This is a genomic window from Actinoplanes sp. NPDC021490, assembly GCF_055562135.1.
Map to the genome: position 1 here is coordinate 144,420 of NZ_JBVHFW010000020.1, position 20,238 is coordinate 164,657.

Below are 20,238 nucleotides of genomic sequence, written 5' to 3' on the forward strand. Positions count from 1 at the left end.
TCTGCTGGGATCCTCGTGGGCGCTCACTGGTTACTCTTGGCGGCGTCCGATCGAAGTATTGGGGAGCAAGTGGCGAAGTCCGGGAAACGACGTACGCCTCTCTGGGCGCGGCTCTGCGCGATCTTCGGTTGCGTCCTCATGGTCGTCGCCGGCGGCGCCCTCGTCACCCAGCAGGTGCTGGTGTCGCGATACGCCGGGTCGATCGAGACGCAGAACCTGCTCGGTGCGCCGGCCGCCAACGCCGCCAAGCCCGCGTCCGACATCAAGGGCCCGCTCAACATCCTGCTGGTCGGCATCGACCCGCGCACCGACGAGCAGACGCCGCTGAGCGACTCGATCATCGTGGCGCACATCCCCAAGGACATGAAGCAGGCTTACCTGTTCTCGATCCCGCGTGACCTGGTGGTCGACATCCCGCCGTTCGAGAAGACCGGCTTCAAGGGCGGCCGCTCCAAGATCAACGCTGCGATGGGGTACGGCAGTTCGATCGGCAACGGCAAGCACGACGTGGTGCAGGGCTTCGATCTGCTGGCCAAGACGGTCGGGCAGCTCACCGGCATTCCCACGTTCGACGCGGGCGCGATCATCAACTTCAACGGCTTCAAGGCGATCGTCGAGGCCATGGGCGGCGTCACCATGACGATCGACCAGAACGTCAAGTCCGAGCACCTGCAGCCCAACGGCAAGCCCCGCCCGCGCCTGTCCCGCTGCGCCGACAACTCCTGCGCCCACCCCTATTACGGCCCTCAGGCCGAATACAAGAAGGGGACGTACCACCTGCAGGCCTGGCAGGCCCTCGACTACGTGCGGCAGCGCTACGGCCTGCCCCGCAGCGACTACGACCGCCAGCGGCACCAGCAGCAGTTCATCAAGGCGATGGCCAAGCAGGCCCTCGGCAAGGACGTGGTGACCAACCCGGCCAAGCTCGACCGGGTGCTCAAGGCGGCCGGCAAGGCGCTGATCTTCGACGGCGGCGGTCACGACGTGGTCGACTGGGCGTTCTCGATGAAGAACATCCGCTCCGACGACATGACGCTGATCAAGCTGCCCGGCAGTTCGATCATCAACAACGGCGACTACCGCGGCGAGGAGCTCGCGCCGAGCGCCAAGGACTTCTTCACCGCGGTCCGGCGGGACACCGTTCAGGACTTCGTGTTCCGTAACCCGGAGTACATCAACAACAACGCCGGCTGACCGTGTGGCGGTTGCCACCCCGTACCACGGCGGGCAACGACGCCGATTAGACTTCACCCATTCGGCGGTGCCGCCGGAGGTCAAAGCAGGCTCAACAGGAGGACAGCGTGGCCAACCAGCTGCCCGTCAAGGTCGTTGCCGTCGAGGAACGCATCTGGTCCGGCGAGGCCGAAATGCTCGTCGCGCGCACCACCGAGGGTGAGATCGGTGTGCTGCCCGGCCACTCTCCGCTCCTCGGCCTGCTCAAGGAGCCGTCGCAGGTGCGGGTCAAGCTCGCCGGCGGCGAGCAGCTGACCTACGACGTGTCCGGCGGCTTCCTCTCGATCGACGCCGACGGCGTGACCGTCCTGGCCGAGAGCGCCACGCCCGCCACCCCCGAGTCCCGCTGACGCCGGCGATGCGGGTTCTGGAAGTCTTCGGAATCTGCGTCGTTGCGCTGCTCCTTGTCCTCCTCGCGATTTTCTTCCGCCGCCGGCTGCTCATGGTCGGCGGCGGAACGATCCGCTTGCAAATCCGCGTCACCACGTTCGTGCCGGGTCGCGGCTGGTCCACGGCGACCGGCCAGTTCGCCGGGGGCACGCTGCGGATCCACCGCATGTTCAGCTTCGCGTTCCGCCCGAAGCGCATCCTCGACCGGGCCACGACCGTGGTCGAGGGCCGGCGTCCCCCCGAGGGGCCCGAGCGGCTCACGATGCCCGGTCACTGGGTGATCCTGCGTCTCTCCACCACCCTCGACGAGATCGAGATCGCCATGGCCGAGTCCACGGTCACCGGCTTCCTCTCCTGGCTCGAGGCCGCGCCGCCCGGGCCGCCCGGCAGTGTGGCGCCCCGCCCGGCCATCCACCCCGGCTCGATCGAGCCGTGACCGCCTGATTGGCTCTCGCCCCACCGCTGCGGCAGGTCATAGCGTCGGGGAATGCGAATTCGAATCGTCGACGCCTTCACCGACCGTCCGTTCGCCGGGAACCCGGCCGGAGTGGTCGTGCTCGACAGCTCGGAGTTCCCGTCCGACGAGTGGATGAGCCAGATCGCGGCCGAGGTCAACCTGTCCGAGACCGCCTTCGTGCATCCGGTCGAGGGCGAGGCCGACTACGCGCTGCGCTGGTTCACCCCGGCCATCGAGGTGGCGCTGTGCGGTCACGCCACGCTGGCCACCGCGCACGTGCTCGGGGTCGACGGCACGGTCAGCTTCTCCACCCGCAGCGGCATCCTCACCGCCACCGCCCGGGACGACGGCTCGTACACGCTGGACTTCCCGACCGCACCCCTGGCGCCGATCGCCCCCGACGCCAAGCTGCTCGACGTGCTCGGCGCCTCGCCGGTCTCGGTGCACCACACCGGGCCCAACACCGACGACGTGCTGCTGGAGCTGCTGGACGAGACCGCCGTACGGAACCTGACGCCCGACCTGACCACGCTGGCCACCTACGAGCAGCGCGGCGTGATCGTCACCGCCCGGGCCGACGACCCCGGCGCCGGCTACGACTTCGTGTCCCGCTTCTTCGGCGCGGCGGCGGGTGTGGGCGAGGACCCGGTGACCGGCAGCGCCCACACCGCGCTGGCGCCGTTCTGGTCGGCCAAGCTCGGCGGCCGCACTGAGCTGGTCGGCTACCAAGCGTCCCGCCGCGGCGGGACGGTCCGGGTGTCTCTGCGCGGCGACCGCACCCTGCTCACCGGCCGGGCCGTCACCGTCATCGACGGCACGCTGCTGGCCTGACCGCCGGCCCGCGGCATCCCCGGCCCGGCTGCTCGCTCGGGCCGGGTTGCCCACTCCGGCCGGGTTGCTCGTTCGGGCCGGGTTGCCCGCTCAGGCTGGGCTGCCGGCTCGGGCCGGGTTCCTCGCTCGGGCCGGGTGCTCGTTCGGGCCGGTGGGCCGGTCGCCCATCAGACCCGCGTAGAGGCGGTCACGCAGGGCGTTCGCGGTCTGCTTGGGCAGGGCCCGGTGCAGGTCGCGCAGCACGACGCGGAGCAGCACGTTCACCTCGCCCTCGCGGAGACCCAGCCGCTCGCGGGAGGCGGCCGGCAGCGCGGCGGGCGGGGTGACCGACTCGATGGCGACCTCCTCGACCAGATGGGCGTCGGGGCCGAGCAGTTCCCGGACGCGGTCGCCCAGGTCCTCGGCCGTGACTCCGGCGGGCAGCGCCACCGACAGGTCCCGGCGGGCCGCAGGCTGGGCCGAGACCGGCCGGTACGGCGTCAGGTCGAGCATCTGGCCCGCCACCCGCGGGTCGGCCGAGCGCAGCAGCCGGATGTCGTCGACGCCCTTGCGCAGCATCAGCAGCCGGTCGAGACCCAGCCCGAGCGCCAGCCCGTGCCGGTCGGGGCCGACCACGTGCGAGGCCGCGACGCCGCACTCCCCGATCTCGACCCAGGCGTCGCCCACCCGGGCCTCGATCTCGAGGCCTTCGGTCGTGTAGGGATGCTCCGCCGGGTTGGCACGCCACTCCGCGCCGGGCAGCGCCGCCGCCACCACGGCCTCGACCAGCTCCACGAGTGCGGAGGGCGCTGGGCAAGCGGGAGCGACCCACCACAGGTCCATCTGGTGCGGTGTGCCGGTGTGCAGCCGGTCAATGGAGTCGCGGCGGTAGACGACGCCGGGGCAGGCGATCAGCGCCTCGGACGCGGACAGTTCCCGCAACGCGCCCGGTACGAGGGCGGAAGTCTGCGATCGCAACATACGCCGGGCGCCGACATATCGGGTGTACCGGCTGTCGCGGGCGGCCGCCGAGGCGCTGTAACCCAGGCGGTCGTAGTTGTCGGCCACGTCGACGATCCGGTCGCCGCGATGGACGACCACGGCCGCATCCGGATATCGGGCGCTTGCCGCCCGGATCACGGCGTCGGCGATCGCCTGGATCGCGTGCGGACCCGCGGCCGGGTCGGTGAGGTCGCGGACGGCCAGGTCGGCGGCGAGGGCTTCGGGGGACAGGTGGGACATCGGCTTCTCCGTACGTGAGGAAGCTGCCCACGCGGAGGCCGGAAAGCAGAATGGCCGCCCCGTGGGGCGGCCATGAATGGAACGCGAAGGTCAGCCGGCCGCCGGAAGAGGCCGGGCAAAGACAGCGACGCGAGAACTCATGCCCCGATGGTGACACCTGCGGGCGCGTCCGTCACCGGATTTTGCCGACCGGCGTCAGGCCGCGCCGCCGCCGGGCACCCACTTCACGTCGCCGCCCGGGTTCGCGATGCGGGACAGGATGAACAGCAGGTCGGAGAGGCGGTTCAGGTATTTCGCGGGCAACTCGCCCGTACGGGAAGGGTCGCTCTGAAGCAAGGCCCACGTCGAGCGCTCGGCCCGGCGCGCGACCGTGCGGGCCACGTGCAGCAACGCCGCGCCGGGGGTGCCGCCGGGCAGCACGAAGCTGTCGAGGGCGGGCAGCCGCTCGTTGAACTCGTCGCACCAGCCCTCGAGCCTGGTCACGTACTCCTCGGTGATCCGCAGCGGCGGGTACGGCGGATTTTCGCTCTCGGGGTTGCACAGGTCGGCCCCGACGTCGAAGAGATCGTTCTGGATGGCGGTGAGCACCTGGCGGACGTCGGCCGGCAGATCGCCGAGCGCCAGCGCCACGCCGATCGCGGCGTTGCACTCATCGGTGTCCGCGTACGCCACGATGCGCGGATCGGTCTTGCCGGCGACCTCGTTGTTGCCGAGGCGGGTCTGCCCGGCGTCGCCGGCACGGGTGTAGATGCGAGTGAGGTGAACGGCCATGGACTGAGCCTAATGGGCATGCCCTTCTGGCCCTCGCCTTCGAGGCCGTTGTCAGATGCTGCCGGGTGCCGCTCGGTGCAGGCGGTCATACCGGGCCTAATGGGCATGCCCTTCTGGCCCTCGCCTTCGAGGCCGTTGTCAGATGCTGCCGGGTGCCGCTCGGTGCAGGCGGTCATACCGGGCCTAATGGGCATGCCCTTCTGGCCCTCGCCTTCGAGGCCGTTGTCAGGTGCGGCTGGGTGCCGCTCGGTGCAGGCGGTCATACCGACCCTACGGAGGCGCGGCCGGGAGCTCACCAATACCATGGCCCGCGTGGATGTGATCAGGGTGAAGGGTGGCACGCCGCTGACCGGTGAGGTCACTGTCGGTGGCGCGAAGAACTCGGCGCTCAAGCTGATGGCGGTGGCGTTGCTCGCGCCGGGCCGCAGCGTCGTCGAGAACGTTCCGCGCATCACCGACATCGCCATCATGGCCGAGGTGCTGCGCCGGCTGGGCTGTCAGGTGTCGCTCGACGGCGGTCAGGCGACCATCGACGTGCCCGACAATCCGGGCAGCGAAGCCGACTACGACCTGGTCCGGCGGCTGCGCGCGTCGATCTGCGTGCTCGGGCCGCTCCTCGCCCGTACGGGATATGTCCGCGTCGCCCTCCCCGGCGGCGACATGATCGGCTCCCGCGGGCTGGACATGCACGTCTCGGGTCTGGCCCGGATGGGCGCGCAGATCTCCGGCGAGCACGGCTTCGTGATCGCCTCGGCGCCGGGTGGCCTGCGCGGCGGCAAGATCTGGCTCGACTTCCCGAGCGTCGGCGCCACGGAGAACCTGCTGATGGCGGCCGTGCTGGCCAAGGGAGTCACCGAGATCGACAACGCGGCGCGCGAGCCCGAGATCGTCGACATCTGCGAGATGCTCGTCGCGATGGGCGCGCGCATCGACGGCGCCGGCTCGTCGACCCTGACCATCGAGGGCGTCAACGAGCTTTCCCCCGTACGGCATCGGACCGTGGGCGACCGCATCGTCGGCGGCACCTGGGCCTTCGCGTCGGCCATGACCCGGGGCGACGTCACCGTGCAGGGCGTGCGGCCCGAGTTCCTCGACCTCGCGCTGGACAAGCTGGTCACGGCCGGGGCCACGGTCGAGCCGGGGGACAACCAGTTCCGCGTACGGATGAACGACCGCCCCAAGGCCGTCGACATCGTGACCCTGCCCTATCCGGGCTTCGCGACCGACCTGCTGCCGATGGCGATCGGCCTGGCCGCGGTGGCCGAGGGCTCCTCGCTGATCACCGAGAACATCTTCGACGGCCGGTTCATGTTCGTGAACGAGATGGTCCGGCTCGGCGCCGACATCCGCACGGACGGCCACCACGCGGTGGTCAACGGGCGGGAACGGCTCTCCGGGGCGCCGGTGCGGGCCACCGACATCCGGGCCGGGGCCGGGCTGGTCATCGCCGGGCTGTGCGCCGAGGGCGTGACCGAGGTCGGCGAGGTGCACCACATCGACCGCGGCTATCCCGACTTCGTGGCCGACCTGGCCAAGCTGGGCGTCGAGGTGGAGCGGGCCGACGTGCCCGAGCCGACGTTCGACTTCTGAGCCGGCGACTCAGACCGAGCCGGCCAGCCGCCGGGCCGCCTCCACATGCTCGGCGAAGACCAGCACGATGGTGCGGCCCTCCCGGTCGTACGTCTGGGTCGCTCTGATGCCCGCCTCGCCGAGCAGTCGCCTGATCTCGTCGGCGACCTCGGCGTCGGTGGTGACCGCGGCCGGGCAGAGCAGGCCGTAGTCGTCCGAGTCGCCGAAGATGGCCAGGCCGGTCGCCGGTTCGGGTTCCGTCGCGAGCGTCCATTGCAGGCCCATGCGCCAGAAAATCGCGCCGAGGACGCCGACCAGACCGACGGCGATCAGAGGCCCGACGAGATACCAGCCATTACCCGACGCCATGGGCACAGTCTGGCACCGGTACGTGCGGTTTTACCCCGAAACTGCCCCGATCGAGCGGCGCCCCCTGCCCTGAATTTCCGTTCAGTAACCCGGCTAGGGTGTGCCTGTTGTTCTCGACGTCGAGGAGGAAACACACATGGCGGGTCGACTCGCGGTCATCGGCTCCGGGCTGATGGGTTCCGGCATCGCGCAGGTCTCGGCGCAGGCCGGCTGGCACGTCACGATGCGGGACGTGGACGACGCGGCGACCGGCCGCGGCATGGCGGCGATCCGTGACTCGCTGAGCCGGTTCGCGGCCAAGGGCAAGATCACCGAGGAGGACGCCGAGGCGACTCTCGGCCGGATCACCCCGACCACCGACCTCGAGGCCGCCGCCGACGCCGACGTGGTGGTCGAGGCCATCTACGAAAAGGTCGAGGCCAAGCACGAGGTGTTCCGCACCCTCGACAAGATCTGCAAGGCCGACGCCGTGCTCGGCACGAACACGTCGGCCATCCCGATCACCCAGATCGCGACCGTCACCCAGCGGCCCGAGTCGGTGGTCGGCATCCACTTCTTCTCGCCGGTGCCGATGATGAAGCTGGTCGAGCTTGTCCGGGGCTACCAGACCTCCGACGAGACGCTGGCCGCCGCCCGGGCGTACGCGGAAGAGGTGGGCAAGACCTGCGTCGAGGTCAAGCGGGACGTCGCCGGTTTCGTCTCCAACCGGCTCTTCAGCGCGATCCTGGTCGAGGCGATCAAGCTGGTCGAGTCGGGCGTGGTCAGCGCGGCCGACCTCGACACCGTGATGAAGCTGGGTTTCGGCCACTCGATGGGCCCGCTGGCCACGGTCGACCTCACCGGTCTCGACGTCATGCTCAACGCGGCCAGCAACATCTACCGCGACACCGCCGACGAGAAGTTCTTCCCGCCGGAGCTGCTCCAGCGCATGGTGCAGGCCGGTGACCTGGGCCGTAAGAGCGGTAAGGGCTTCTACTCGTACTAATCGGATTATTATCCGCTTATGACGCGTACGGGGCCGGCTCCGGAGGAGATGCAGTGGGCGCTCGCCGAGGCCAGCAAGGAGGCCCTGGCGGTCGCCCCCGGCTGGTTCCGCACGTGGCCCACGACCGAGGACAAGTGGTCGGCCGTGAACGTCCGGTCGGCCACCCAGGTCATCGTCAACCATAGCCGTGAGGACGACCGGCATCCGAACAGCTGGACCGTACGCGCCGTCTTCGGCACCCACACCGTCGAACTGCGCCTCGGCCCGTACGACTCCAAGGAGCAGGCGATCCTGGTCGCGCACGCCGTGCTGTCGGTGGCGTACAAGGAAAGCTAGCTGTTCTGCTCCTCGAGCTCGCGCGGCGCCACCCGCAGCCGCACCTTGGTGATCGCGCGGCCGGTGACCTCGACGACCTCGGCGGTGTGCCCGTCGATCTCCACGGACTCGCCCGGCTCGGTGGGGATGTGCCCCAGGTGGGCCAGCACCAGGCCGGCCACCGTGGTGTAGTCGCCCTCGTCCAGGTTTTCCACGTCGACGCCGATGTCGGGCAGGTCGTGGATGGGGAACGTGCCGGGCAGCAGCATCGAGCCGTCCGGCTCGCGGACCACGGACTGCACGTCGCGGTCGGTCTCGTCGTAGATCTCGCCGACGATCTCCTCGACCAGGTCCTCCATGGTCACGATGCCGTCGATGGCGCCGCGCTCGTCGACGACCAGCGCGATCTGCTGCCGCTGCAGACGCATCTGCTTCATCGCGTCCGACACCTTGAGCGTCTCGGGCAGGAACAAGGGCGCGAACATGTGCTCCCGTACGGGACCCTCGGAGTCGACGAGATCGCGCAGATGCACCACGCCGAGCACGTCGTCCAGGCCCATCGGCCCGGTGACCGGCACCCGCGAATAGCCCTTGGCGATCATCTCGGCCAGCGCCTCGTGCGAGTTCGTGTCACCCCCGACAACCAGCACGTCGCGGCGCGGCACCAGGATCTCGCGCAGGATCCGGTCGGCGATCTCGAACGCGCCGCTGATGATCGTGCGCTGCTCGGGCGTGAATTCCTGCTGCTGGGTGACCAGGTCGCGGATCTCCTCGGTGGTCACCTCCTCGCGGGCGGCGTTCGGGTCGGCGCCGGTCAGCCGCACGACCACGTCGGTCGACTTGCCGAGCAGCCAGACCACCGGGCGGGACAGCGTGGCCAGCATGTCGAGCGGGCGGGCGACCAGCATGGCCCAGCCCTCGGCGCGCTGCATCGCGATCCGCTTGGGGGCCAGCTCGCCGATGACCAGCGTGAAGAAGGTCAGCACGATGGTGACCACGACGATCGACGCCGGCTCGGCCGCCGAGCCCAGAAACTCCAGCGGACCGGTCAGCGGCTTGGCCAGCGAGACCGCGGCCGAGGCCGAAGCGAGGAAGCCGGCCAGCGTAATGCCGATCTGGATCGTGGCCAGGAAGCGGTTCGGGTCGCGGGCCAGTTTCGCGAGCGTGCGGCCGGTGCGGCTCTGCCGTTCCAGCCGCTGCAGCTGACTGTCGCGCAAGGAGATCAGGGCCATCTCGCTGCCGGAGAACGCCGCGTTGAGCAGCACCAGCACGATGACGAGCACGATCTGCCAGCCATATCCGCCCATGGCGGCGACCAACCCCTTCGCTTGGTGATCCCGCCGGTTTACCCGCGGGCGGTGAAGATCAAGCCTGTCAGAATCGGCGGTCGCGTTCGGTCGTCCACCCGAAGCTCATCAGACCGGTGACCCGACACGATAGCGGGCGCCCCGGAATGACCCTTTACCGGAAAGGGCGGTCGCGGGTTTACCTTCTAATCAGACACGAGGACAAAGACGAACATGACGGCACCCGGCGGCAACCGGGTGCCGTAGCGGAAGCAGATCCCCCCAAAGAAGCGAAGACGCCCGGGCCGAGGCCTTGGGGTTGTTCGTGATGGACCGTGGGGCCTGCCTTGCTACGGCACCCGGGACTCTGGGGCCGTATCAGGTGGTCCCGGCTGAAGCCGGAGGTAGCCGTCATGTTCACCGTTCTCGAGACCCTCAGCCCGGCGATGGGCTGGGTCGCTGTCGTCACCGCCTGCGCGGCGGGCACGTTCGTGATCTATGTAGGCGCGACCCTGGCGGTCACGTTGTTCCACCCCCGCGCCGAGATGCGCCGGCATGCGGCCCGCGTGCTGCGTCAGCTGCTGAGCTTCCTGCGGAGCGACCGTTGACCGGCGAGGAGCTTCGCCGTCAGTTGATCGCCGACCGCACGATCGAGGCGCTGGCTTCGCTGCGGCGGCAAGGGGTGCGGCTGGGCCGCCCGCGCCGGTGCCCCGACGAGGTGTTGCTGCGGGTGCTCACCGAGCGGGACGCCGGCCGGCGACTGGCCGAGATCTGCGCCGGGCTGAACGCCGACGGGGTGCCCACCCCGGCCGGTGGCGGGCGCTGGTATCCGTCGCACCTGTCCCGGCTGCTGCGCACCCAGGACGCGCAGCGTTTACGGGCGGCCCGGAAATGATTGCGACGATGCTCACTTGTGGATAACCCGGTTCGAGCCTCGGCCCGAGCCTAGGGTTACGCCACCTTTTCCCTGGGCGGGCGGGGGAGGCGGTGGCTGCTCAAGTAACTGGCGGGTAACAAGAATCAGTGCTTCGACGCGAAGGCCAGCGACATCAGGGTGGCCGCGACCATGCCGCCCAGCAGGGTCAGGCCGATGCCGCCGATGTCGAGGCGGGCCTGCAAGCGGCGGTGGGCGATGAACGCGGCCACCGGCACGCCGGCCGAGGGGGCCACCAGGAAGGCCATCCAGCCGAGGCCGCGGATGACCGCGCCGCCCCAGATGCCGGTGCTTCCGAAGGTCACCAGGCCCGAGCCGACCAGGCCGGCCATGGCGGCGATCAACGCGCCGATCAGGGGGAGCAGCGGCAGGGACCAGCGGGGCAGGGAACGGCGTCCGGCCGGGCGGATGGTGTGGTCGATCCGTTCGGCCGCGCGGTCCAGCAGGGCCCGCGGGGACTGCCGGGGAACGGGTGGCGTGTCCGGAGCGGAGCCGGGGCGGGGGAGCGCGACGCGGGGCAGCGACTCGACCGGCGTGGGCTCCGGCATCTCGCCGATGGCCCGCACCCGCAGCCCGCGCGCCCGGCGCAGCTGGTCCCAGAGGCGGGCCGCCTCCCGGTCCACGTCGAGCACCTGGGCGGCGGCCGCGCCGGCCCAGCGGTCGGCCGACAGCGCGTCGCCCTCGGCCCGGGCCAGCTCGCCGGCGGCCTGGGCGGCGCTCTGCTGGTAGGCCTGTTCGGCTTTGCCCAGCTCGTGGTCGCGGCGCCGGGTCGCCTCGGCCAGCGCGCTCACCATCAGCTGGTAGTCCCGGCCGATCGGCTGCCGGTCACGTGTGGTCACTGTTCACCTCGTACGGGACGATGACTTCGGGTGTGCGGTGCACCGAGCGGTCGAAGAACAGGGCCCGGCGGGTGCGGGGATACCAGGCGGGGCCGCCGGGCTGTGGATAGATGGGGGCCAGGTCGGCGCCCTGCACGTCGAGCGCCACCCAGGCGCCGATCGGGTCGAGCCGGGCGCCGAGGCCGCCGAGCGAGTCGCGCAGCCGGGCCACCGAACGCCACCAGCCCAGCACGTGGGTGCGCTGTTCGGGGCCCTCGGTCACGAGCTTGCGCAGCAGGGCCTGGTCGTTGCCGGCGTCGAGGGCGTACCCGATCACGTAGTGCGGCACGTCGAGCGGCATCATCTCGGGCAGCGCGTCGCACCAGTCGGCCGACGGCAGTTCGGCGATCAGGCGGGCGGCGGGGCGGGCCGCGTCGGCGTCGAGGCAGACGACGCTGAAGTGGGCGGGGCCCTGCGCGGCCAGGGACAGCGCTGCCGCGGCGAGGATGTCACAGGCCTCGTCCGTACGGGTCCCGAGCACCGCCAGGTTGCGTCCCGGCATGCGCCCCAGCCGGAACCGGGCCGGTCGGGCCGCCACGTCGATGCGCTCGCCGAGCACCGCACCGGGGGAGGAGCCGACGGGGCTGGCCGCGGTGGGCACCGGACCGGCGGGTCGGCAGTTCTCGGGCAGCATCGGCACCGCATCGCCGTCGAACAGGCGGGGCTCCTCGCAGCCGTCCGGCCGGTCTCGCCACAGCCGCCGCTGCAGGCTGCGCCACACCAGGCGGTCGCCGGCGTCGGGCAGGCGCACGATCTGGTTGGCCCCGGACGCTCCGGACTGGGTGTTCACGACGGCGTGGAAGCGGGGGATCACCGCCGCGGCCAGGTTGTCGTCGGCCAGGATGCGGCGGGCCTTGGGCAGGGCGATCCGCAGCGTGAACTGTCCGATCAGGCCGGAGCGGCCCCACAGCGCCTCGATGCCGCTCACGTCCTGGCTGGCCAGGATCAGGTGGATGCCCTGCGAGCGGCCGCGCCGGGCCAGGTCCTCGAGCAGGGCGACGGCCTCGTCGGCGACCGCGTCCCGCCCGGCCAGCAGCACCTGGAACTCGTCGATCACCGCCACTATGCGGGGCCAGTGCCCGTGCGGGTCCTCGGCGCGCAGCTCGGCCAGCTTGGAGGCGTCGACGCGCTTGGCCGCCTGGGCCCGCGTACGCAGTTCCTCGCTCAGATGCCGCAGCATGGCCAGCCCGAACTCGCGGTCCCCGTTCACGTTGATGCCGGCCAGCCGCACCTGAGGCAGCCAGCCGGGGTCGCGCGGCCCGGGCACGAACCGCGCGAACGACACGCCCTCCTTGAAGTCGAGCAGATAGAGCGCGAGCTCCTCGGGGCCGTAGCGGGTGGACAGCGCGGCCAGCCAGGCGTAGATGAGGTTGGTCTTGCCCGATCCGGACGGCCCGCCGATCAGCGCGTGCGGCGGGTCGTCGCCCAGCGGCACGTCGACCAGCGAGCCGTCGGTGCTGTCGCCGATCGGCGCGACCAGCCCGTGCGCCGACGACTCGGCCCAGAATTCGCGCGGCTCCAGGTCGGACAGGCGGGCCGGGGGCGGTCCGGCCCGCAGGCGCTCGGCGGTGGCCCGGCAGAACGCGGCCACCCGTTCGGCCGGTGGCGCCTGATCGAGGCGGATCTCCAGGTCACCGGTGATGTCGCAGGTCGCGGTCTGGTCGCGCACCTCGAGCCGGCGCACGGTCGGATGTTCGGCCAGCTCCAGACCCCGTACGAGAAGGTGGACCCCACAAGAGACGCCGGTGCGCACGATCCGGTCAAGCTGCGCGCGCTGGGCGTTGGTCAGCTCCTGGGCGGTGGCCGAGTCGGCGAGCAGGACGACCACCCGCCACGGCTCGGCGCGCGGGCCGGGAGTGGCCGCGGTCAGGTCGGCCAGCGACTGGTACTCCCCGGCCAGCACGGTCTCGTTGACCCGGCAGATGTGCTCGACCAGCTCGTCGAGGGCCGGTCCGAGCCCGCCGGGCCCGACGAACGAGATGCCGAGCGGGGCGAACGAGGCCAGCGTGCCGCCCAGGTATTCGGGGTCGTAGACGGTGAGTTCCACGTCGCCCGGGCGGGTGGTGCCGAGCGCGCGCAGCAGCAGACCGGTGATCACGCCGTCGGCGGTCGCGGCCGGGCCGTCCAGGTTGATGTGGGCCGCGTCGAGGAACGGGACGAGGGCGGGCAGCGCGGCGGTGTCGTCGAGGGTCAGCGTGCCGATCCGCAGCAGGCCGGGGCGGGTGCCGGGTTCGGGCTCGGTCGGCGACCACATGCGCCAGGGCAGGCCGGCCGCTCCGGTGGCGCTGCGGGCGGCCAGCTGGCGTACGTTGCCGGCCAGCCGGGACGACTCATACTGGAAGCGGCGTTGAATGTCGCGGCGGGCGGCGTCGCGCGCCTCGGCCAGCTGGTTGAGGCAGGTCGAATACGCGTCCCGGACGAGGCTGCGCCGGGTCTGCGCCTCGCCCCGGGCCGACTCGGCCTCGGCCAGCACCGCCCGGGCCGCCCCTCGGGCCTCGGCCAGCTCCTGCCGGACGGCGGCGACCAGCGCATTGCGATGGTTACCCACACGATCCCCCGAGATTCACGATGGGGGATTTTACCGATTTTCGCCCGAAGAGCCCGATTATGTGCTGCGTGTCGGCGCGGTCCGGTGGCCGCGCTGCGGGGCGATCTTCCGCGGGTCGGTGGTGATCAGCTCATCCCAGAGCCCGGCCGCGACCAGGGCGGCGGCCTCGTTGTGCCAGCGTCGCAGGGTCCCGCGCGGCACATAGCGGCGCATCCAGTCGAGCGCCTGCCGTGCGTCGCGTTCCAGTCCGTCCGTCCGGAGCTTCCTCCCGTACGGGTTGAGCCCGAGCACGGTGCAGAAGTGCAGCGCGTTGTAGTGCCGCCATTCGTCGGTCGTCTCGAACGTCCCCGACGGGCGCAGCCGGTCGACCTTGTCCTTGAGCAGCGCCCGCAGTTCGACCGCGCGCTCCAGCGGCTGGTCGGGCGCGCTCCCGGTCAGGCGGCGGTCCACGGCGGGCAGGTCGGTGAGCGGGCTGCGCATCAACCGGCCCAGATCGCCGTAGTTGTCGAGCGCCTGTCGCGCGTACCGCAGGAACTCGTCCTCGCCGGTGGCCAGCAGGCGGTGCCGTTGCCGGTGGCGGGGCAGCGCCTCGGCCAGCCGCAGCAGCGCCGACCTGTCCTGACGCAGCCGCTCCTCGTCGCGGAAGGCCAGCAGGTCGAGCCCGCGGCGCACCGGCCCCTCCAGGCCGACGACCGACATCACGGCGGCGACCAGCCCGAACTGCAGACCTTGGACGATGGCGTCGTCGACCGCGAGCAGGGTGACCGCCACCGGACCGCCGACCAGCACGGTCATCACGGCGGCGGCGGTCGCCGAGCGAACCAGGTCGGGACGCAACCGCTCGCCCACCTCGATCGTGTCCGAGACGGCGATCAGGAACCCGAGGACGAGCAGGTCGAGACCGATCGCGGCCAGCACCAGGCCGGTCAATCCCAGGTGGAGGGGCAGCAACAGGGCGGCCAGGGCCAGCGCATAGAGGGTGGCCGCGACCGTCAGCGCGGCGGTCAGCATCGGCGGGCGCACCTGGTCGCGGAACCGCCAGAGCAGCACCAGCCCACCGGCCAGGGGCGCCAGCGCCACAAGCCGACCGGCCGACGGGAGGACGATCAGCATCGCCAGGAAGACGCCGGCCAGGATCATCCAGCCCAGGTCGATCTGGCGCCGCTCGGGAACCGCGGACGGCAGCAGCGCCACCGCGGCCCCGGCCCAGAGCACGGCGGGCAGGCAGAGCAGCACCTCAGCGGCCACGCCGCCCGGGTCGACGGTCCACAGTGCCACCCCGGCCGCGTACGTGAGCAACGCGCCGGCCGCCCGCATTGCCGCCGGTCGCTTCGGGTCGCGACCGGCCAGATAGCAGGCGGCCCACCAGGCGAGCGCGAAGACGGGGACGGCGAGGGCAGGCACGGCGAAGAGTCAACCACCCAGCCGTGGGGAGCCGGTAGCGGCGAGGGTCCTCCGGCGGCGGCGCCGGCGCACCACCCAGATCGCGGCCCAGACCATCACCACCAGTCCGACCAGGACCAGGACCGGCAAGAGAATGGCCAGAACGGACATCACGACGCTGCCGATGTCTTCCGCCGTGCTGGCCACGGGCGCCCCGAAACCGGCGGTAGTGGCGTTCACCACTGGCCGGGAGGACGCCTTCACCCCGTGGACGAGGAGCGCGATGATCACCCCGGCCGCGATCGGCACCCACTGATGCGATCCGAAGAACGAACCCGGGTCGCTGACCGTGACCGTCTCGGAGGTCGAGCCGGCGCCGAACGCGAGGCCACCCGCGGTCGGCCGTACGACGGTCTGCACCACGTCGTTCACGTGGTCGACCACCGGCACCTTGTCCGCGACGACCTCGACCGCCAGCAGCAGGGCCAGGATCAGTAGCGTCCAGCCGTTGGACAGCCAGGACCAGCCGGTGGGCAGGTCGATCGTGTCGGTGTAGCGGGCGAGAACGCCCATGGTGATCAGGGGGATGTAGGCGTTGAGCCCGGCCGATGCGGCCAGGCCGGTGCCGGTGAGCGCTTCGAGCACGACTTCAGGATGACAAACCCACGCGAGTGCCGCCCGTCGAGCGGGATCGCGTACGGGTAGGGTCGTGCGGTGCGTCTGGTCATCGCGAAGTGCTCTGTCGACTACGTCGGGCGGCTGTCCGCCCACCTGCCCACGGCCGTCCGGCTGGTGATGGTCAAGGCCGACGGCTCGGTCTCGATCCACGCCGACGACCGTGCCTACAAGCCTCTGAACTGGATGAGCCCACCCTGCAAGCTGCAGGAGGCGCCCGGCGTCTGGAAGGTCGTCAACAAGGCCGGCGAGGAGCTGCGGATCACCCTCGAGGAGATCTTCCAGGACACCTCGTACGAGCTGGGGGTCGATCCGGGCCTGGTCAAGGACGGTGTCGAGGCCCACCTGCAGGAGTTGCTGGCGGCCCACCCCGAGACCTTCGGCGAGGGGCACACCCTGGTCCGCCGCGAGTTCATGACCGCCATCGGCCCGGTCGACCTGCTGCTCAAGGACTCGACCGGCGCCTCGGTCGCGGTCGAGGTCAAGCGGCGCGGCGAGATCGACGGCGTCGAGCAGCTCACGCGGTACCTCGAACTGATGAACCGCGACCCGCTGCTGGCCCCGGTCCAGGGAGTCTTCGCCGCCCAGGAGATCAAGCCGCAGGCCCGGGTGCTGGCCACCGACCGCGGCATCCGTTGCGTGGTCGTCGACTACGACAAACTACGCGGCATGGAACGCGACGAATTGACTTTGTTCTAGTTCGACAGTTCCGTGCGGTCGTCGCCGGTGGTTCCGGACAGGTAGACGCGGGCGCCGGCCACGCCGATGACGGCCTGGAGCAGCAGGAGCGTCGGGGTCAGGTTGCCCGAGCCGATGGCGATCCAGGCCGGGATGCCCAGCAGCAGCAGGTCGGGGCCCATCACGGCGTTGACCAGCGGGCCAGTCGAGAGGGTGCCCATGGGGGTGTCCAGCGGCAGCAGTTCGTTGCGGACGAAACCGACCCGGGCGCGGTGCACCGCGGCGGCCGCGCCGACCGGGCCCAGGGTCAGGCCCAGCGCCCACCACGGGCCGGCCGGCAGGTTGCCCAGCAGGTCGAGGGCGGTCAGCGCGACAGCCGCCCACACGGCGGCCAGCACGCCGGGGATCCACAGGCGCTGCAGGACCGCGTCGCGGGACGACAGGCCGAGCAGTCGCAGCAGGACCGGGTTGCCCGCGTCGGTTTTGACGTTGCCGGTGGCGGTCATCCCGGCGATCAGGCAGCCGACCAGCACGGCAGCGCCCAGCACCCAGCCCGGGGCCCCGCCCAGCAGCACCGGCAACGCGGCCATCAGCACCAGCCACAGCAGGCGGCTCCCGCGGCGCAGCGTCAGCAGCAGGTCCTGGGCCACGAGCACCGGCAGCCGGGGGAACAGGCGGGTCGATCGCAGCCGCCGCCGGGCCCAGTAGCGCCGCTCGACCATGTCGGTCAGGAACGACGGCTCGATGCCGAACGCCGCGTCGAACAAAGTTCCGGCCGTGCGGGACGCCTCGAGGATGCGGTCGCTCGGCGTCGCCGCCAGACCGCGGATCACCAGGGCCAGCGCGACGACCACGACCAGCGCGACCGCGGCCACGACCGGGAGCAACGCCGAAACCGCGGGCCATCGGGTCACCACGGCCGGCCGGTCGAGGGTCGTGGCCGTGACCAGCCCGGCCAGCCCGGCCGCGAAGACCAGGCTCACCAGCCGGTCGAGCGCGTCACCCCACCGGCCCCCGGCCTGCGCGGCCGTCGCCACCAGCAGCAGCACCAGGCCGATCAGCGCACCCCCGGTGACCAGCAGCGCGACCTCGTCGCCGGCCTCGGCCCGCGGTGCGGCGTGCCCGACCACGGCCAGCGCGACCACGCCGCCGAGGACCGTGGCGACGATGCCGGTCAGCCGCAGCGACGGCAGCAGCAACCGGCGCCGGCTGACCGGGGCCGGCAACAGCCAGGACGCGGCCGGCCGGCTCAACGCGAGCGGGCCGAACCGGCGCAGTGCGAGATAGAGCAGCCCGTAGCAGATCGCGACCAGCGATCCGGCGGCGAGCGCGGAGCTGTCCGGCGCGGACGGCCAGAAGATCGCGGCGACCTGCTTGTGCAGCATCCCGCCGATGATCGCGACGGTCAGGACGCCGATGTAGAGGCTGCTCAGCGTGGCGCCGCGCTCGCGATGCGACGACTGGGTGCGGCTGATCCACCGCCGTACGGGAGCCAGCGGGACGACGCTCATGGCGTGACCGCGCTCAGCGACTCCATCGTCGTGACGTCCGCCCCCGACGCGAGCGCGAAGGCGTCGTCGTGGCTGGCCATCAGCAGCGACCCGCCGCCCGCGACGTAGTCGGTGAGCAGGCCGGCCACGTCGGCCCGGCCCTCGCGGTCGAGGCGTTGCTCGGGCTCGTCCAGGATCAGCAGCGAGCTGGGCCGCAGCAGGGCGATGGCCAGCACGAGCCGCTGCTTCTGACCCGACGAGAGCTGCGGCGGGATGGCGTCGGCGTGCGCGCCCAGGCCGAAGCGGTCGAGCGCCTCGTCCACGCCGGCGTCGTCCGGGTCCTGCCCGTGCGCCCGGCAGACCAGTTCGGCGTGCTCGCGCGCGGTGAGACCCGGATACCAGGTCGGCGGCTCGACCGTGGTCACCACGGCCCGCCAGAACTCGGGGGTGGCGCCCGGGTCGCCGCCGAAGACCCGGATCGTGCCCTCGTCGGGCTGCTGCAGCCCGCTGACACAGCGCAGCAGGGTCGACTTGCCGATGCCGTTCTCGCCGGTGACGCACACGCCCCGGCCGGCCGGCACGGTCAGCGAGACCCCGACCAGCACGGGCGTGGAGCCATATCCGACATGCAGGCCGTCGACCTCGACAGCGGGGTGATCCACCACTTCAGGGACGCTAGCAGCAGCGTCCCGGCGGCTACTTCCGGCCGTACAGAATTCGCAGGGCCTTGATGATGTTGGCGACCTGAGCGGGGGTGCGTTCGAAGGTCATCGCGGGCAGCACGGACGGTCCCCGGCGTACGGTGATCGACTTGGACCGGGCGAACTCGCGCAGCCCGTCCTCGCCGTGGATGCGGCCGAAACCGGACTCGCCGACGCCGCCGAACGGCAGGTTGCCCATGCCGACGAAGGTGAGCGTCGAGTTGACCGCCACCATCCCCGAGCGCAGCCGGCGGGCGATGCGCAGCGCGTTCTTCTTGCCGAAAACGGCGCCACCCAGCCCGTACGCGGTGTCGTTGGCCTGGCGTACGGCCTCGTCCGCGTCGGCCACCCGGGTGATCGTCAGCGTCGGCCCGAAGGTCTCGTCGCGGATCTCGGCCGAGTCGGCCGGCACGTCGACCAGCACGGTGGGGGAGACGTACGGGGGTTGCACCGCCCCGGCCCCGCCCAGCACCGCCCGGCCCCCCTTGGCCAGGGCGTCGTCAATGTGGTCGCGGATGATGTCGATCTGGCGGGGCATCGTGATCGGGCCGATCTCCTCGCCCGTACGCAGCTTGCCCGCCTTTTCCGTCACGGCGCTCACGAAGGCGTCGTAGATCGGGGCGACCGCGTACACCCGCTCGATGCCGATGCAGGTCTGCCCGGCGTTGGTCATCGAGCCCCAGACCGCCGCCTCGGCCGCGGCCGGGATGTCGGCGTCGGCGTCGACGATCAGCGCGTCCTTGCCACCGGCCTCGATCACGGCCGGCACCAGGTTTTCCGCGCAGGCGGCCAGCACCTTCTTGGCCGTGGCGGTCGAGCCGGTGAACGACATCTTGCCGACGCCCGAGCGGCACAGCGCGGCGCCCACCTCGCCCAGGCCGTGCACCGCCTGCAGCACCGGCTGCTCGGGCACGACCTCGGCGAACGTGTCGACCAGCCACTGACCGACGATCGGGGTGTATTCGCTCGGCTTGAAGACCACGGCGTTGCCCGCGGCCAGCGCCCCGCTGATCGGCCCGACCGGCGTGACGATGGGGTAGTTCCACGGGCCGATCACGCCGACCACCCCGTACGGCTGATATTCGACGTGCCCGGAGTGCTCGGCCAGCAGCAGGCGGGTGCGCATCTTGCGCGGCCCGAGCACCCGCTTGGCGTTGCGGGCGGCCCAGTCCAGGTGTTCGACGGCCGCGGTGGCCTCGACGACCGCGTCCGCGTCCGGCTTGCCGGTCTCGAGGGTGGTCAGCTGGGCCAGCTCCTCGATCCGGCGCACGATCAGCGACCGCCAGCGCAGCAGCCGCTCGCGGCGGCCGTCGTAGCCGAGCGCCTGCCACCAGCGGGCGGCTTCGGCGGCGCGGCGGACGGTCTCGTTCACGGCCGCGGCGTCGGCCACCGGCACCCGGCCGGCCTCGGCGCCGGAAGCGGGGTTCGTGGAGATCAGTACGCCGTCCTCGACGACCGGAATGCCGGGCACACGGGTAGCGGTCATGGCCGCGAGTCTAATTCGCTTGTTACCGGCGAGTCACC

At 71.5% G+C, this 20,238-nt stretch carries 21 protein-coding genes; 10 read left to right on the forward strand and 11 right to left on the reverse strand.

Translation table 11 applies throughout. From position 1 onward, the window contains the following. The first annotated feature begins 69 nt into the window (after positions 1 to 69). The 4 genes from ACZ3I4_RS39370 to ACZ3I4_RS39385 all read left to right on the forward strand — a co-directional run bounded on the left by ACZ3I4_RS39370 (position 70) and on the right by ACZ3I4_RS39385 (position 2,911). Positions 70 to 1,194, forward strand: coding sequence for an LCP family protein (locus ACZ3I4_RS39370; protein WP_465387214.1), 1,125 nt, complete (start codon positions 70 to 72; stop codon positions 1,192 to 1,194). A 107-nt stretch (positions 1,195 to 1,301) separates the two neighbouring features. Further along, complete coding sequence (locus tag ACZ3I4_RS39375; protein ID WP_465387215.1) at positions 1,302 to 1,583, forward strand: F0F1 ATP synthase subunit epsilon; 282 nt, start codon at positions 1,302 to 1,304, stop codon at positions 1,581 to 1,583. A gap of 8 nt (positions 1,584 to 1,591) precedes the next feature. Beyond that, positions 1,592 to 2,059 carry a DUF2550 domain-containing protein gene (locus tag ACZ3I4_RS39380; RefSeq protein ID WP_465387216.1) on the forward strand — a complete coding sequence of 156 codons (468 nt, stop codon included), beginning with the start codon at positions 1,592 to 1,594 and terminating at the stop codon, positions 2,057 to 2,059. A 51-nt stretch (positions 2,060 to 2,110) separates the two neighbouring features. Continuing rightward, a complete protein-coding gene (locus ACZ3I4_RS39385) occupies positions 2,111 to 2,911 on the forward strand; it encodes a PhzF family phenazine biosynthesis protein (protein WP_465387217.1) in 801 nt (266 codons plus the stop codon). A gap of 90 nt (positions 2,912 to 3,001) precedes the next feature. Here the strand turns inward: ACZ3I4_RS39385 and srmL are convergent, their stop codons facing one another. Beyond that, positions 3,002 to 4,132, reverse strand: coding sequence for a PheS-related mystery ligase SrmL (gene srmL, locus ACZ3I4_RS39390; protein WP_465387218.1), 1,131 nt, complete (start codon positions 4,130 to 4,132; stop codon positions 3,002 to 3,004). A gap of 195 nt (positions 4,133 to 4,327) precedes the next feature. After that, positions 4,328 to 4,903 (reverse strand): cob(I)yrinic acid a,c-diamide adenosyltransferase, encoded by a 576-nt coding sequence (locus ACZ3I4_RS39395; protein ID WP_465387219.1) that lies wholly within the window; start codon positions 4,901 to 4,903, stop codon positions 4,328 to 4,330. A gap of 303 nt (positions 4,904 to 5,206) precedes the next feature. On the opposite strand from ACZ3I4_RS39395, the gene murA reads away from it, so the two are divergent. Further along, positions 5,207 to 6,493: a UDP-N-acetylglucosamine 1-carboxyvinyltransferase gene (gene murA / locus ACZ3I4_RS39400; protein WP_465387220.1), complete on the forward strand. Its 1,287-nt coding sequence runs from the start codon at positions 5,207 to 5,209 to the stop codon at positions 6,491 to 6,493. A gap of 9 nt (positions 6,494 to 6,502) precedes the next feature. On the opposite strand, the gene ACZ3I4_RS39405 is transcribed toward murA, so the two are convergent. Beyond that, positions 6,503 to 6,841, reverse strand: coding sequence for a hypothetical protein (locus ACZ3I4_RS39405; protein WP_465387221.1), 339 nt, complete (start codon positions 6,839 to 6,841; stop codon positions 6,503 to 6,505). Between the two features lie 136 nt (positions 6,842 to 6,977). On the opposite strand from ACZ3I4_RS39405, the gene ACZ3I4_RS39410 reads away from it, so the two are divergent. Then, a complete protein-coding gene (locus tag ACZ3I4_RS39410; RefSeq protein ID WP_465387222.1) occupies positions 6,978 to 7,826 on the forward strand; it encodes a 3-hydroxyacyl-CoA dehydrogenase family protein in 849 nt (282 codons plus the stop codon). A gap of 18 nt (positions 7,827 to 7,844) precedes the next feature. Then, positions 7,845 to 8,162 carry a hypothetical protein gene (locus ACZ3I4_RS39415; RefSeq protein WP_465387223.1) on the forward strand — a complete coding sequence of 106 codons (318 nt, stop codon included), beginning with the start codon at positions 7,845 to 7,847 and terminating at the stop codon, positions 8,160 to 8,162. On the opposite strand, the gene ACZ3I4_RS39420 is transcribed toward ACZ3I4_RS39415, so the two are convergent. After that, positions 8,159 to 9,448 (reverse strand): hemolysin family protein, encoded by a 1,290-nt coding sequence (locus ACZ3I4_RS39420; protein WP_465387224.1) that lies wholly within the window; start codon positions 9,446 to 9,448, stop codon positions 8,159 to 8,161. The two genes, ACZ3I4_RS39415 and ACZ3I4_RS39420, sit on opposite strands and share 4 nt — an antisense overlap. Positions 9,449 to 9,840: 392 nt before the next feature. Between ACZ3I4_RS39420 and ACZ3I4_RS39425 the strand changes: the two genes are divergently transcribed. Next, positions 9,841 to 10,035: a hypothetical protein gene (locus ACZ3I4_RS39425; RefSeq protein WP_465387225.1), complete on the forward strand. Its 195-nt coding sequence runs from the start codon at positions 9,841 to 9,843 to the stop codon at positions 10,033 to 10,035. Continuing rightward, the gene (locus ACZ3I4_RS39430) at positions 10,032 to 10,322 is read left to right on the forward strand and encodes a hypothetical protein (protein ID WP_465387226.1); all 291 of its coding nucleotides are present in this window, start codon (positions 10,032 to 10,034) and stop codon (positions 10,320 to 10,322) included. Before ACZ3I4_RS39425 ends, ACZ3I4_RS39430 begins: the two co-directional genes overlap by 4 nt. Positions 10,323 to 10,447: 125 nt before the next feature. On the opposite strand, the gene ACZ3I4_RS39435 is transcribed toward ACZ3I4_RS39430, so the two are convergent. The 4 genes from ACZ3I4_RS39435 to ACZ3I4_RS39450 are packed head-to-tail and all read right to left on the reverse strand — an operon-like array spanning position 10,448 to position 15,815. Then, complete coding sequence (locus tag ACZ3I4_RS39435) at positions 10,448 to 11,200, reverse strand: hypothetical protein (protein WP_465387227.1); 753 nt, start codon at positions 11,198 to 11,200, stop codon at positions 10,448 to 10,450. Then, positions 11,187 to 13,787 carry an FtsK/SpoIIIE domain-containing protein gene (locus ACZ3I4_RS39440; protein WP_465387228.1) on the reverse strand — a complete coding sequence of 867 codons (2,601 nt, stop codon included), beginning with the start codon at positions 13,785 to 13,787 and terminating at the stop codon, positions 11,187 to 11,189. The genes ACZ3I4_RS39435 and ACZ3I4_RS39440 overlap by 14 nt, the downstream gene beginning before the upstream one ends. A gap of 57 nt (positions 13,788 to 13,844) precedes the next feature. Then, positions 13,845 to 15,191, reverse strand: a complete 1,347-nt coding sequence (locus ACZ3I4_RS39445; protein WP_465387229.1) for a hypothetical protein — start codon at positions 15,189 to 15,191, stop codon at positions 13,845 to 13,847. A 9-nt stretch (positions 15,192 to 15,200) separates the two neighbouring features. Beyond that, positions 15,201 to 15,815, reverse strand: coding sequence for a DUF4126 domain-containing protein (locus ACZ3I4_RS39450; protein ID WP_465387230.1), 615 nt, complete (start codon positions 15,813 to 15,815; stop codon positions 15,201 to 15,203). Positions 15,816 to 15,884: 69 nt separating this feature from the next. Here ACZ3I4_RS39450 and nucS point away from each other — a divergent pair, with 69 nt between their 5' ends. Then, positions 15,885 to 16,544: an endonuclease NucS gene (gene nucS, locus ACZ3I4_RS39455; protein WP_465387231.1), complete on the forward strand. Its 660-nt coding sequence runs from the start codon at positions 15,885 to 15,887 to the stop codon at positions 16,542 to 16,544. Here nucS and ACZ3I4_RS39460 read toward each other — a convergent pair. Genes ACZ3I4_RS39460 through ACZ3I4_RS39470 form a run of 3 tightly spaced genes read right to left on the reverse strand, consistent with a single transcriptional unit; the run spans position 16,541 to position 20,200 of the window. Next, complete coding sequence (locus ACZ3I4_RS39460; RefSeq protein WP_465387232.1) at positions 16,541 to 18,034, reverse strand: DUF6297 family protein; 1,494 nt, start codon at positions 18,032 to 18,034, stop codon at positions 16,541 to 16,543. The two genes, nucS and ACZ3I4_RS39460, sit on opposite strands and share 4 nt — an antisense overlap. Continuing rightward, positions 18,031 to 18,678, reverse strand: a complete 648-nt coding sequence (locus ACZ3I4_RS39465) for an ABC transporter ATP-binding protein (protein ID WP_465387233.1) — start codon at positions 18,676 to 18,678, stop codon at positions 18,031 to 18,033. The genes ACZ3I4_RS39460 and ACZ3I4_RS39465 overlap by 4 nt, the downstream gene beginning before the upstream one ends. A 31-nt stretch (positions 18,679 to 18,709) precedes the next feature. Then, on the reverse strand, positions 18,710 to 20,200 hold the full coding sequence (locus ACZ3I4_RS39470; RefSeq protein WP_465387234.1) for an aldehyde dehydrogenase family protein: 1,491 nt from the start codon (positions 20,198 to 20,200) through the stop codon (positions 18,710 to 18,712). Positions 20,201 to 20,238: the final 38 nt, after the last annotated feature.